Annotated in this window: 13 protein-coding genes; 9 read left to right on the top strand and 4 right to left on the bottom strand. The window is 75.1% G+C overall.

Annotation, left to right across the window (positions count from 1 at the left end; translation table 11 throughout):
* The first annotated feature begins 18 nt into the window (after positions 1-18).
* A complete protein-coding gene (locus IH44_RS0122810) occupies positions 19-336 on the top strand; it encodes a hypothetical protein (RefSeq protein WP_030461548.1) in 318 nt (105 codons plus the stop codon).
* A gap of 40 nt (positions 337-376) precedes the next feature.
* Here IH44_RS0122810 and IH44_RS0122805 read toward each other — a convergent pair whose 3' ends face one another.
* The gene (locus IH44_RS0122805; protein WP_030461547.1) at positions 377-1,135 is read right to left on the bottom strand and encodes a class I SAM-dependent methyltransferase; all 759 of its coding nucleotides are present in this window, start codon (positions 1,133-1,135) and stop codon (positions 377-379) included.
* A gap of 223 nt (positions 1,136-1,358) precedes the next feature.
* On the opposite strand from IH44_RS0122805, the gene IH44_RS41300 reads away from it, so the two are divergent.
* From IH44_RS41300 to IH44_RS0122790, 3 genes are all read left to right on the top strand, one after another.
* Positions 1,359-1,709, top strand: coding sequence for a hypothetical protein (locus IH44_RS41300; protein WP_051817199.1), 351 nt, complete (start codon positions 1,359-1,361; stop codon positions 1,707-1,709).
* A gap of 129 nt (positions 1,710-1,838) precedes the next feature.
* Positions 1,839-2,246 carry a YciI family protein gene (locus IH44_RS0122795; RefSeq protein WP_030461545.1) on the top strand — a complete coding sequence of 136 codons (408 nt, stop codon included), beginning with the start codon at positions 1,839-1,841 and terminating at the stop codon, positions 2,244-2,246.
* Between the two features lie 20 nt (positions 2,247-2,266).
* On the top strand, positions 2,267-3,418 hold the full coding sequence (locus IH44_RS0122790) for an RNA polymerase sigma factor (protein ID WP_030461544.1): 1,152 nt from the start codon (positions 2,267-2,269) through the stop codon (positions 3,416-3,418).
* A gap of 124 nt (positions 3,419-3,542) precedes the next feature.
* Here IH44_RS0122790 and IH44_RS48290 read toward each other — a convergent pair whose 3' ends face one another.
* The gene (locus IH44_RS48290; protein ID WP_051817198.1) at positions 3,543-4,721 is read right to left on the bottom strand and encodes a DUF2510 domain-containing protein; all 1,179 of its coding nucleotides are present in this window, start codon (positions 4,719-4,721) and stop codon (positions 3,543-3,545) included.
* Positions 4,722-4,994: 273 nt separating this feature from the next.
* On the opposite strand from IH44_RS48290, the gene IH44_RS0122770 reads away from it, so the two are divergent.
* From IH44_RS0122770 to IH44_RS0122760, 3 genes are all read left to right on the top strand, one after another.
* On the top strand, positions 4,995-5,750 hold the full coding sequence (locus IH44_RS0122770) for a gamma-glutamyl-gamma-aminobutyrate hydrolase family protein (RefSeq protein WP_030461541.1): 756 nt from the start codon (positions 4,995-4,997) through the stop codon (positions 5,748-5,750).
* A 197-nt stretch (positions 5,751-5,947) separates the two neighbouring features.
* Positions 5,948-6,997 carry a cation diffusion facilitator family transporter gene (locus tag IH44_RS0122765; RefSeq protein WP_030461540.1) on the top strand — a complete coding sequence of 350 codons (1,050 nt, stop codon included), beginning with the start codon at positions 5,948-5,950 and terminating at the stop codon, positions 6,995-6,997.
* A 92-nt stretch (positions 6,998-7,089) separates the two neighbouring features.
* Positions 7,090-7,995 (top strand): 5'-3' exonuclease, encoded by a 906-nt coding sequence (locus IH44_RS0122760; protein WP_030461539.1) that lies wholly within the window; start codon positions 7,090-7,092, stop codon positions 7,993-7,995.
* Positions 7,996-8,108: 113 nt separating this feature from the next.
* On the opposite strand, the gene IH44_RS0122755 is transcribed toward IH44_RS0122760, so the two are convergent.
* Together IH44_RS0122755 and IH44_RS0122750 are read right to left on the bottom strand one after the other, a co-directional pair.
* Positions 8,109-9,077 (bottom strand): amidohydrolase family protein, encoded by a 969-nt coding sequence (locus IH44_RS0122755; protein ID WP_051817197.1) that lies wholly within the window; start codon positions 9,075-9,077, stop codon positions 8,109-8,111.
* A complete protein-coding gene (locus IH44_RS0122750) occupies positions 9,074-9,694 on the bottom strand; it encodes an NAD(P)-dependent oxidoreductase (RefSeq protein WP_030461537.1) in 621 nt (206 codons plus the stop codon). The genes IH44_RS0122755 and IH44_RS0122750 overlap by 4 nt, the downstream gene beginning before the upstream one ends.
* A gap of 179 nt (positions 9,695-9,873) precedes the next feature.
* Between IH44_RS0122750 and IH44_RS0122745 the strand changes: the two genes are divergently transcribed.
* Both IH44_RS0122745 and IH44_RS0122740 read left to right on the top strand, forming a co-directional pair.
* A complete protein-coding gene (locus IH44_RS0122745; protein ID WP_051817196.1) occupies positions 9,874-10,530 on the top strand; it encodes a TetR/AcrR family transcriptional regulator in 657 nt (218 codons plus the stop codon).
* Between the two features lie 227 nt (positions 10,531-10,757).
* On the top strand, positions 10,758-11,951 hold the full coding sequence (locus IH44_RS0122740; RefSeq protein WP_232795050.1) for an alpha/beta hydrolase: 1,194 nt from the start codon (positions 10,758-10,760) through the stop codon (positions 11,949-11,951).
* The last annotated feature ends 95 nt before the right edge of the window (positions 11,952-12,046 follow it).

Below are 12,046 nucleotides of genomic sequence, written 5' to 3'. Positions count from 1 at the left end.
GAGGTGAGCCGTGGCGCGGTGCACGCGTGGGCGGTTCCGTGGGTGGAGGGCCCGGGCGCGAGTGCCGACTTCGAGGACCCGCTGGTGGTGACGGCCCTGCAGTACCTGCACGGTTTCGACCTCTGCCGGGATCCGGACCGTCCCGGCGTCCACTGGCACGGGCGCCCCGGTGCGGGCGAGTGGCTCCGCTCGCTCGACGAGATCGCCGACGGGCTCGGCCGGTGGCTGGAGGAGTGCGCGCGCCACGACGCGGATCCGCGGGGCTGGATCCGCTCGGCGCGGGAACGGGCGAGGGCGTACGTCCGGGCCGAGGAAGCGAAACGCGGCCCCTCCTGACCGTTCCCCACGGGCGGAGCCGGCCGGGTGGCCCGGCCGGCTACCACGCGGCGTCCCGGCGGAACAGCGCCGTCCACAGGAACGGGACGCCGAACAGCTCGGAGTCGTCCGGCTGTCCGCGCATCCGGCGCAGTTCGACCTCGGTGAGGTCGGCGAAGATCCGGCGCAGCCCGTCGGGCGTGAAGGCGAGGCCGCCCTCCAGGCTGCGGGCGCGGTAGAGCTCGGCGTCGGAGAGTTCGCTGCCCGTGCCGTCGGGGCCGGCCGCGAAGGCGGTGAGCGCGAGGTGGCCGCCGGGGGCCAGGACGCGGTCGAGCAGCGCCAGGTAGCCGATCCGGCGGTGCGGGGGCAGGTGGTGCAGGCAGCCCGAGTCGACGACCAGGTCGTACGGGCCGGGCAGTTCGTCCGCGCTCAGGGCGAAGGCGTCGCCGCAGTGGAAGCGGACGTCCGCGCCCGCCGCGCGGGCCCGCTCCTCGCCCCAGGCGACGGCGACGGGCGAGAGGTCGACGGCGTCCACCCGGAAACCGCGGGCCGCCAGGTGGAGGGCGTTGCGGCCGTGGCCGCAACCCAGGTCGAGGGCGCGGCCGGGGACGAGCAGGCCGCGGTCGAGGTGGGCGGCGAGGTTCTCGTCGGGCTTCTCCGCGAAGAACGGGACCGGCCGGGAGCGGTCGGTGTAGAAGCGGTCCCAGTAGTCCCGGCCGTCCCCGGTGGCGAGCCGGCCTCCGTCGGCCCCGGGTGCGGTGCTGAACAGGCTGTCGAGAAGTGCGAAGACGTCCTCGACGGTGCGTACGGTCCGGTCCATCCGGCCCCCCTTCCGGTCTGCCCGGACTCTACCGAGGGGAAGGGCTAAAGGCCAGGTCAGAGCGGGTGCGGCGAGGTCGCGGGCGGGCCGCTGCCGGGCCTTCGGGAGCAGCCCGGACGAGGAGGTCGGGGGGCTGCTCCGCGGCCGGTCAGGTGGCCGCCGGGGGCCGGGAAGGGGTGTTCGGAGAGCCGGGCGGCGGAACTTTTTCGGGGGATTTCCGGCCGTGCCGGTGCCGGGCGTCCGGGCGTCCCTGGTGCTCGCGGCCGCCGAACTGGCCCGCTCCCACTCCGATCCGCACACCACCGCCGCCTGGTGCGACGCGCTGTGGTCCGACCCAGTGCGGCCGGCGGACGTCCGGGTGCCCGCCGCGATGGCCCGGCTCTGCCTGGACGACGGCCCCGTCCCGGACGAGCTGCGCACCGTCCTCGACGCGCTCGTCGACGACGGCCTGGCCCGCGTCCTGGACGGCCTGTCGTGGTTCAGGCACGTGAACGACGAGCACGGCTTGGCCGAAACCCTGCGCCAACTGCTGGGCGGTACTGCACCCGCCGCGTTCCTCGAGCCGCCGTTCTGACAGGGCTGGCCCCGTCCGGAAAAACTCCGGAAGTTTTTCTCCGCGTCCGTGTCGAGAACCCGCGAGCGGCTCCGTCCCAGGGGTGGAGGCGGCCACAATGGGCCGCACGAGGACCGAGGAGTGAGAACCATGGCGAAGTACCTGCTGCTCAAGCACTACCGCGGCGCGCCGGAGCCCGAGGGGTTCGTGCCGATGGACAAGTGGACGCCGGAGGAGGTCACCGCGCACATCCAGTACATGCGGGACTTCGCGGCGAAGCTGGAGGGGACCGGCGAGTTCGTGGACGCGCAGGCGCTCGCGCCCGAGGGGACGTGGGTGCAGTACGGCGGGGAGGGGAAGCCGCCGGTGACCGACGGGCCGTTCGCGGAGACCAAGGACCTGATCGCCGGCTGGATGATCATCGACGTGGACAGCCACCAGCGGGCGCTGGAGCTGGCCGCCGAGCTGTCGGCGGCGCCGGGCGCGGGCGGGGAGCCGATCCGCGAGTGGCTGGAGCTGCGCCCGGTGATGTCCGAGCCGCCGACCGTCACGGAGTGAACGGGATGGCGTCCTCGGCCGTGGACGAGTCGCTGCTGCGCGTCCTCACCCCGGAGGTGCTGTCCGTCCTGGTCCGCCGCGGGGCCGACTTCGCGGCGGCCGAGGACGCCGTCCAGGAAGCCCTGGTGGAGGCCGTCCGGCGCTGGCCGGACGAGCCCCCGCGGGACCCGAAGGGCTGGCTGGTGACCGTCGCGTGGCGGCGCTTCCTGGACGCGGCCCGGGCCGACACCGCGCGCCGCCGCCGCGAGGACGCGGTGGAGGAGGAGCCGGGGCCAGGGCCGGTGCCGGACCGCGACGACTCGCTGCGGCTGTACTTCCTGTGCGCGCACCCGTCGCTGACGCCGTCCTCGGCGGTGGCGCTGACGCTGCGCGCGGTCGGCGGGCTCACCACCCGGCAGATCGCCGCCGCGTACCTGGTGCCGGAGGCCACCGTGGCGCAGCGGATCTCCCGGGCCAAGCGCACCGTCTCGGGCGTGCGGCTGGACCGGCCCGGGGACGTGGCGACGGTGCTGCGGGTGCTGTACCTGGTCTTCAACGAGGGCTACTCGGGGGACGTCGACCTGGCCGCGGAGGCGATCCGGCTGACCAGGCAGCTGGCGGCCCGGATCGACCACCCGGAGGTGTCCGGCCTGCTGGCGCTGATGCTGCTGCACCACGCCCGCCGGGCCGGGCGGATTGCGCCGGACGGCAGCCTGGTGCCGCTGGCCGAGCAGGACCGGACCCGCTGGGACACCGCCGCGATCACCGAGGGCGTCGCCGTCCTGCAGGCGGCGCTGGCCCGCGACCGGCTCGGCGAGTTCCAGGCCCAGGCCGCGATCGCCGCGCTGCACGCGGACGCGCCGACCGCCGCCGAGACCGACTGGGTGCAGATCGTCGAGTGGTACGACGAACTGGCCGCGCTGACCGACAACCCCGTGGTGCGCCTGAACCGGGCGGTCGCCGTCGGCGAGGCGGACGGCCCCCGCGCGGGCCTGGCCGCGCTCGCCGCGCTGGACGGGTCGCTGCCCCGGCACACCGCCGCCCGCGCGTACCTGCACGAGCGGGCCGGCGACCTGCCGACCGCCGCCGAGCTGTACGCCCGGGCCGCCGGGGCGGCCGGGACGGAGGCCGAGCGGAACCACCTGATCCGGCAGGCCGCCCGGCTCAACACCCTGCTGCGCGACGGGGGTTGAGCGTCCGGACGGCAAGGCTGCGGCCCGGCGCGGTGCCCCCTCCGGGTGGTGGGGGCGGTGCGCCGGGCCGTGGTGCGGACAGCGTGGTGCGGACAGGGGACCGGTCAGGTCGTGGTGCCGCCGGTCAGGTGGTGGTGCCGCCCGAGCCGCCCGCGAAGGAGCCGGCGTCGACCTTGGTGATGCTCTTCAGGATGCTGTCCATCTGGTCCGGGCCGGGGGCCTTGTCGGCGATGTCGAAGCCGAAGTGGACGGCGGTCAGCGCCTTGCCGTCGGCGGTCGGGAAGACCACCGTCTCCACGTAGCCCGGGTTGCCCTTCGCCGCGTCGACCTGCCAGCGCACCAGGTAGCCGGAGCGGCCGGCCACCGTGACCGCCTCGTTCTTCAGCTCCTTGTGGCCCTTCAGGTCGCCGTAGGAGTCCTTCGCGGCGGCGGCGATGTCGTCCTGCGCGGCCTGCTTGGCGTCGGTGCCGCTGATCTTGCCGGTGGTGACCCCGCCCAGCGAGCAGTTGTCCGCGCCGTCGACGCAGGTGTAGCTGCCGGTGTAGATGCCGGCGTAGCCGTCCTGGGTGGTGCCGCCGGTCCAGCCGCTCGGGATCGGCAGCGAGATGCCGTTGACCATGTCGATCGCGGTCTTGGCGTTCGTCCCGCTGCCGCCGCCGTTCCCGCCCGGACCGCCGCCCAGTCCACCGCCGCTGCCTCCGGTGCCGCCCTTGCCGTTCCCGCTGCCGCCGCCGAAGTCGAACGGGTTGCTGGGGTTGCCGTTCTCGCTGCCGTTCCCGTTCCCGTTCCCGTTGCCGTTGCCGTTCCGGCTGCCGCCGCCCTGGCCGCCGCCGAAGCCGTTGCCGCCGTAGTGGCGCCCGTCCGAGCTCGGGGCGGCGGACTTGGTGCCGTCCCGGTGGCCGTCCATCGCCAGGTAGGTGACGCCGGAGCCGACCGCGAGGCCGAGCACGGCGGCGACCGAGGCGGCCACCAGTACCGGCTTGGACGGCTTGGACGACTTGCGGGGGGCCGGCTCGGCCGCGAACTGCCCGGCGTACGGGGGCAGCGGCGGGTAGTGCACGGTCTGCCCGGAGGCGTCCAGCACGGTGCCCTCCAGGACGGCGGTGTCCTCGGGGCCGGGAGCGCCCGTGCCCGCGGCGGGGCCCGGGGCCGGTGCGGCGTCCGCGGGCTCCGGCTGCGCTGCGGGGGCCGGGCGGGTCTCGGCGGTCCAACCCTTGCCGTCCCACCAGCGCTGGGGGCGGGGGTCGCTGTCGGTGTCGACTGGGTCCGGGTACCACCCGGCCGGAATCTGCTGCTCGCTCACGGTAGAGACCCTAGGGGGCTGCGGATAAGCGGGAAATCAGCGCGGGGCCGCAAACGGGTGTCCGGCGATGAGATTCCGGTGAGAATCGCCCGCTCGCCCCCGCCGGGCCCCGCCGGGCCGTTCCCGGACCGCTCCCGGGGCGGTCCCGAGACGGCCCCTTGTGCCGTCCCGGCTCCAGTGGGGGGCGTGTGCTGTGCTCCACGCGCCTGATGGGGCGCGTGCGGGTGGTGGGTCGCGCGGCAGGGGGCGCGCACGGGCGGCAGAATGCGCGCCATGACTTCTCGCCCCGTGATCGGCATCAGCACCTTCCTCATCGACGCCGGCTGGGGGCGGTGGGACAGCATGCGCTCCGTCCTGCTCCCCGCGCGCTACCCCGAGCTGGTGCGCGAGGCCGGCGGGATCGCCCTGATGCTGCCGCCGGACGCCCCGGAGCACGCCGCGGCCGTGGTGGCCCGGCTGGACGGCCTGGTGATCGCGGGCGGCGAGGACGTCGACCCGGCCCTGTACGGCGAGCGCCCCCACCCGGCGACGGTGGCCTGCGCCCCCGAGCGCGACCTGTGGGAGGCCGCGCTGATCCGCGCCGCGCTCGCCGCCGGCACCCCGCTGCTGGGCATCTGCCGGGGCATGCAGCTGCTGAACGTGGTCTGCGGCGGCTCGCTGTTCCAGCACCTGCCGGACGTGGTCGGCGAGGAGCTCAGCCACCTCGGCGAGCCCGGCGAGTACGGGCGGCACGCGGTCCGCCCGGTCCCCGGCACGCTGCTCGCGGACCTGCTGCCGGAGGAGTCGGTCTCCGTCCCGACCTTCCACCACCAGGCGGTGGCCCGCCTCGGCGAGGGCCTGACCGTCAGCGCGTACGCCGAGGACGGCACCGTCGAGGCGGTCGAGGGCGCGGGCTTCACCGTCGGCGTCCAGTGGCACCCCGAGCAGGGCGAGGACCTGCGGGTGGCCCGCGCCCTGGTGCACGCGACCCGGCTGGCCCCGCTCACCGCCCCGGCCGCCCCGGTCGTCCCGGTCGCTCCCGTGCGCTGAGGCCCCGCCCGCCGGGGCCCCGCGTCCGGTCGGCCCAGTGCGGTGTCCCCCGTTGGGCTGGTTCCCGCCGGGGTGCGGTGCGGGCTGCGCCGATGCGGGGCGCGCGGGAGAACGACAACGGTCACCACTGCAGCCTTTGGATCTTCCTCCGATCTGGGGTTCACTTCCGGTGCGGACACCAGAACGGAGGGATCCCGATGGCCGGGCAGGACCACGACCACGAGCACGAACACGGCGGGCACGGCGGGCACGGCGGGCACAGCCACGCGGTCTCGGCGGACGCGGACCGCAAGTGGCTGTGGAGCGCCCTGGTCCTGCTGGTGGTGTTCATGGCGGGCGAGGTGGTGGTCGGTTTCGCGGCCCGCTCGCTGGCGCTGATCTCGGACGCGGCGCACATGCTGACCGACGCCGCGTCGATCGCGCTGGCCCTGGTGGCGATGCGGCTGGCGGCGCGTCCGGCGCGCGGCGGCTACACGTACGGGTTGAAGCGGGCCGAGATCCTCTCCGCGCAGGCGAACGGGGTGACGCTGCTGGTGCTGTCGGCCTGGCTGGGCTACGAGGCGGTGACCCGGCTGGTCTCGCCGCCCGCGGTGCAGGGCTCGCTGGTGCTGGTGACGGCGCTGGTGGGCGTGGTGGTGAACGTCGCGGCGACCTGGTGCCTGTCGAAGGCGAACCGGTCCTCGCTGAACGTGGAGGGCGCGTTCCAGCACGTGCTGACCGACCTGTACGCGTTCGTGGCGACGGCGGTGGCGGGCGCGGTGGTGCTGTTCACCGGCTTCGTCCGGGCCGACGCGATCGCCTCGCTGGTGGTGGTGGCGCTGATGCTGCGGGCCGGGATCGGGCTGGTCCGGGACTCCGCGCGGATCTTCCTGGAGGCCGCGCCGGCCGGCATCGACCCGGACGCGGTGGCGGACCGGCTGGTGGCCGTCCCGCAGGTGGAGGAGATCCACGACTTGCACATCTGGGAGATCACCTCCAACCAGCCCGCGCTGTCGGCGCACGTCCTGGTCACCCCGGGCGGCGACTGCCACGCGGTGCAGCACGAGCTGCAGCGCCGGCTGCGCGAGGAGTACCGGATCACCCACGCCACCCTCCAGGTCGACCACGTCGGCGAGGACGGCCCGGACGGGCTGCTGCAGATCTCCCCGAACAGCGCGGCCGCCGCGGCCTCGGCCGGGGAGCAGGGCCGCGACCACTGCGGGGACACCCACGGACCGGTGCACCGCTCGGGCCCGCACCCGCACTGACGGCGCACCGCCCCGGGGCTGTCGGCGGGATGCGGCATGATCGGGGGGTGACCGCACCGACCGCTCCGAGCGTCCCGACCGCGCCCCGCCTGATGCTGCTGGACACCGCCAGCCTCTACTTCCGCGCCTACTTCGGCGTCCCGGACTCGCTGCGCTCCCCGCAGGGCGAGCCGGTGAACGCGGTGCGCGGCCTGCTCGACTTCATCTCCCGCCTGGTCCACGACCACGGCCCGGACCAGCTGGTCGCCTGCACGGACGCCGACTGGCGCCCGCAGTGGCGGGTCGACCTGATCCCCACCTACAAGACCCACCGGGTCGCCGAGGCCGCGCAGGACGGCGAGGAGGAGGTCCCGGACACCCTGGCCCCGCAGGTCCCGGTGATCGAGCAGGTGCTGGACGCCCTGGGCATCGCCCGGGTCGGCGTCCCCGACTACGAGGCCGACGACGTGATCGGCACCCTGGCCACCCGCGCCACCGGCCCGGTCCGGATCGTCACCGGCGACCGGGACCTCTTCCAGCTGGTCGACGACGCCCGCGGCGTGCAGGTCGTCTACCCGGTCAAGGGCGTCGGCGCCGCCCAGCTCGTCGACGAGGCCGCCCTGTTGGAGAAGTACGGCGTCACCGGCGCCGAGTACGCCGACATGGCCGCCCTGCGCGGCGACCCGAGCGACGGCCTGCCGGGCGTGAAGGGCATCGGCGAGAAGACCGCGGCCCAGCTCATCCGCGAGTACGGCGACCTGGCCGCCATCCGCGCCGCGGCGGCGGACTCCGCCTCCAAGCTCACCCCGGCCCGCCGCAGGAACCTCATCGAGGGCGCCGCCTACCTCGACGTCGCCCCCACCGTCGTCCGCGTCGCCACCGACGTCCCGCTCCCGGAGTTCGACCCCGTCCTCCCCCGCGAGCCCCGCGACCCCGTGGCCCTCGAAGCCCTCACCGCCCGCTGGGGACTCGGCAGTTCGGTGACCCGCCTGCTCGAAACCCTCGCGGCCGCCCGCTGACGACGCGGTCGGGCAGCGCTCTCCGCGCGCCCGGGAGCACCCGCCCGGATTGCGGCCCGGCGCCGACCTGACGGACGCCCCGCCCGGTCGGCGCCCGGGCGACTGATGATGCGTCAGAGGCGCAGCAGGTTGCGGGCGTTGGTCGAGCCGATGCGGTGTTTGACCTCCTCCGGGAGGCCGGTCCGTTCCAGGGCGGCGACCGCGGCGGCGGTCTTCTCGTAGGGGTAGTCCACGGCGAAGAGCACCGCCTCGGGGCCGAGCACGTGCACCAGCGCCTCGACCGCGGCCGGGGACAGCACCCCGCTGGTGGTGGCCAGGACGTTGCTGCCGAAGTACTGCGAGGGGCGGCGCAGCAGCGGGGCCGGGGGGCTGAGGGTGGCGTACCGCGAGTCGAAGCGGGAGAGCTGGAAGGGCAGGAACTCCCCCGCGTGGCCGAGGATCATCCGGGCCGCCGGGTGGCGGTCGAAGACGCCGGAGAGGACGATCCGCATGGCGTGCCCGCCCGTGGTGGCCTGCCAGCTCCACAGTGCGCCGTCCATCTCCGGGTGGCCGGACAGCACGTGCCAGGAGTCCGCGGGCGGCATGCCCGGGTGCAGGTAGAGCGGCACGTCGAGTTCGGCCAGGGCGGCCCAGAGCGCGTCGAAGGCGGGGTCGTCGAGGTACCTGCCCTGGACGTGGTCGTTGACCAGGGCGCCCTTGAAGCCCAGTTCCCGCACCGCGCGCCGGAGTTCGGCGACGGCGGCGGCCGGGTCCTGGAGCGGCAGCGCGGCGAAGGCGGCGAACCGGTCGGGGTGCGCGGTGACGATCGCGGCCAGCGCGTCGTTGGCGTAACCGGCGTTCGCCACCGCGCGGGCCGGGTCCGGGTCCGCCTCGATGCCGGGGACGGTCAGCGAGAGCACCTGGACGGCGATGCCGTTGGCGTCCATGTCCGGCAGCCGCAGCCCGGTGACGTCGGGCAGCCGCCGGACCACGTCGGCGACGAAGGCGGGGTCCAGGCCGGCCGGCACCGGGAACGGGGGGCGGCGCTCGGCGAGGCCGGGGATCGCGACGGCCTCCTCGATCGCGACGTAGCCCGCCCTCACGCCGCACCCGCCGTCGGGACGAGGATCCCGGCACCGGCCGTCGGCGCCTCGGCCTCGTCCAGCATCAGCGCCGCGACGGTGGCGCGGGAGGCGTGCGGCGGCAGCAGCGGCCTGGGGTACTGCGCCAGCGGGACGTTGCGCCGGGCCGCGCCGACCTCGCCGACCCGCAGGTCGGGCGCGTGGAAGACGGTGGCGCCCCCGGCCAGCACGATCGTGTCGGCCGCGCCCTTCTCCGCCAGCTCCTTGCCGACGAACAGCTTCAGCACCCCGTGGTAGATCCCGCCGCCGGCGCCGGTCGAGGCTCCCGAGCCGAGCGCTCCGAGCCAGAGGGTGCGGACCGGCAGCCCCGCCACCAGCCGGGCGCCGGCCAGCAGGGTGCCCGGGCCGTCGCCCTTGCCGATGCCGAGCGCGGAGACGAGGACGTCCACGTCGGCCAGCTCCGGGAACTCCTGCGGCCTGGTCACGTCCGCCTGCCGGACCTCGACCCCGCCCCGCGCGGGCGGGGCGTACCGCTGCGGGCTGCGAACCAGGGCGACCACCTCGTGGCCCCGGTCGAGCGCCTGTTCCGCGACCAGGCGGCCGACCCGCCCGGTCGCGCCGAGGACTGCGATGCGCATGGCGACTCCATAACTGAACAGGTGTTGGTTAAAGTGAGTGAACACGTGTTGGTGATGGGTGTCAAGGCGGGTCCGGACGGGTTGGGGCAAGGTCAGAACGGGTTGGGGCAAGGTCAGGACGGGTCGGCGGCACCGAAAGGTAAGGTGATCTCCCGTCGCCGACAGGGAGGATCCGGGACATGGGCGGTGAGGAGGCGCCGCGCCGCCGGCGCAACCCCCGCGGGCAGGGACAGGTGCTCAGGGCCGAGCTGATCGAGGCCGCGGCCCACCTGCTGGCCACCCTCGACCAGCCCGAGACGCTGACCCTGCGACAGGTCGCCCGCGAGGTCGGGGTCGCGCCCGCCAGCATCTACAGCCACTTCCCCGACCTCGGGTCACTGGTCCGGCACGTGCTGCGCCTGCGCTACGCGGAGCTGGCCCGCCTGATGGACGAGGCCGCGGCCGCAGCCGCCGACCCCCTCGACGACCTGGTCGGCCGCTGCGCCGCCTACGTGCGCTGGGGCGTCGAGCACCCCGGCGAGTACCGCACGCTCTTCGGCGGCCGGATGCCCGCCGACCTCGCGCTGCTCCAGGACCACGGCGCCGGCGAGGCGCTCCTGGGCTCCGTGATCGCCTCGCTCGCGGCCGTCCGGGAGCGCGGCGGCGAGCAGTCCGCCCCCGCCCGGCAGTGGCAGGACGGGCTGCTGCTCTGGACCGGGCTGCACGGCCTGGTCGTGCTCTACAACGACCACGGCGAGCTGCCCTGGCCGCCGCTGGACGCGCTGGTCGCCGACCTGCTCGGCCTGCACGCCGGACGGCCCGCGGAGGAGGTCGCGGCGCGCCTCGCGGCGGGCTGAACCCCGGCGGTGAGGAACCGTCATCCCCTGGGGCGCCACCGGCGGCCGGGACCTCGGCGGAGGGCTGCGGCGAGCAGGGCGGGAAGGGCGGTCGCCCGCCCTGCGGAACCTCCGCCGGTCCGCCGGCGGACTCGCGTTGCCGGGGTCTCGGGGTGTATCCAGCACCACCTTCAAGACGGATGCCTGCATGATCGACCGTCAGAACGCGGCCGGGCAGGATCGGATCCGTGAACACCACCTCGAACCGCAGGCGCCGGATCAGCGCCGTCGCCGCCCTGGCCCTCGCCGCCTCGGTGGCCGCGACCGGCACCGCACTCGCCGCCACGACCCCGCCGCCGACCCCGCCGCCGACCGCGCAGGCGACCGCCGCCGCGGCTGCCGCCGCGCCCGCACCGACCTTCCGGGGCGCGCTCCCCGCGCCGACCGGCCCCTACGCCGCCGGCGAGGACGTCATCCACCTCACCGACACCAGCCGCCCCGACCCGTGGGTGCCCTCGTCCGGCCCCCGCCAACTGACCGTCACGATGCTCTACCCGGCCGTCCCCGGGACCGGAACCCCGGCCCCCTACACGACCCTCGGCGAGGCGGCCGGCGTCCTCCAGCGCCAGAAGGCGCTGGCGAGCGCCGGCGTCACCCCGCAGAACCTCTCCGGCATCACCACGCACGCCTTCGACGGCGCGCGGCCGCAGAACGGCAAGCATCCGCTGGTGGTCCTCTCCCCCGCGTACGAGGACCCGCGCTGGACGCTCACCGCGCTCGCCACCGACCTGGCCAGCCACGGCTACGTCGTCGCGCTCGTCGGCCACACCTACGAGGACAGCGGCGAGACGCTGGCGGACGGCCGGACGTCGTCGTGCGTGATCTGCGACGGCCCGGCGGGGCTCGACTTCGACGCCGTCGCCGCCGGCCGCGCACTGGACGCGTCCTTCGTCATCGACCGGCTCACGCACGGCAACACCGCGTGGCCCCTGGCGCACCTCGTCGACAAGCACGAGATCGGCATGGCCGGCCACTCCCTCGGCGGCGCGGCGGCCGCCGCCACGATGATCGCCGACCCGTGGGTGCGGGCCGGGGTGAACATGGACGGCTCCTTCCACCCGGACCCGGCGCCCGGGCAGCTCGACCGGCCGTTCCTCATGCTGGGCACGACCACCAACACCGACTGGGAGCACTCCTGGGCCGCCCTCGGCGGCTACAAGAAGTGGCTGACGGTCGCCGGCGCGAACCACTTCAGCTTCAGCGACCTGGACCTGCTGCTCCAGGAGGCCGGGTTCCCGGCGCCGCCCCTCTCCCCGGAACGCGGGATCGCGATCACCCGCGCGTACGTGACCGCGTTCTTCGACCGGACGCTGGAGGGGATCGACAGCCCGCTGCTGGACGGCCCCTCGCCGGACAACCCGGAGGTGCTCTTCCACCACTAGATGGTTGATGCCAAGGGCACCTGAAGCGCATGAGATGAAGCGAGGGAGTCCAAAGGTCGGTTGTGACGCCTGACCTGGACTCCCTCGCGACCGCA

It is taken from the genome of Kitasatospora sp. NRRL B-11411, assembly GCF_000721345.1.
GTDB classification, from domain to species: Bacteria; Actinomycetota; Actinomycetes; order Streptomycetales; family Streptomycetaceae; genus Kitasatospora; species Kitasatospora cineracea.
Note: the sequence above shows the minus strand (reverse complement) of the source record. Positions and strands in the feature narration are given on the sequence as shown.

Excerpts from the sequence above, each read along its gene's own strand:
- IH44_RS0122805 (WP_030461547.1), bottom strand. The coding sequence starts at position 1,135 with ATGGACCGGACCGTACGCACCGTCGAGGACGTCTTCGCACTTCTCGAC.
- IH44_RS0122795 (WP_030461545.1), top strand. The coding sequence starts at position 1,839 with ATGGCGAAGTACCTGCTGCTCAAGCACTACCGCGGCGCGCCGGAGCCC.
- IH44_RS0122770 (WP_030461541.1), top strand. The coding sequence starts at position 4,995 with ATGACTTCTCGCCCCGTGATCGGCATCAGCACCTTCCTCATCGACGCC.
- IH44_RS0122765 (WP_030461540.1), top strand. The coding sequence starts at position 5,948 with ATGGCCGGGCAGGACCACGACCACGAGCACGAACACGGCGGGCACGGC.
- IH44_RS0122760 (WP_030461539.1), top strand. The coding sequence starts at position 7,090 with ATGCTGCTGGACACCGCCAGCCTCTACTTCCGCGCCTACTTCGGCGTC.
- IH44_RS0122750 (WP_030461537.1), bottom strand. The coding sequence starts at position 9,694 with ATGCGCATCGCAGTCCTCGGCGCGACCGGGCGGGTCGGCCGCCTGGTC.
- IH44_RS0122745 (WP_051817196.1), top strand. The coding sequence starts at position 9,874 with ATGGGCGGTGAGGAGGCGCCGCGCCGCCGGCGCAACCCCCGCGGGCAG.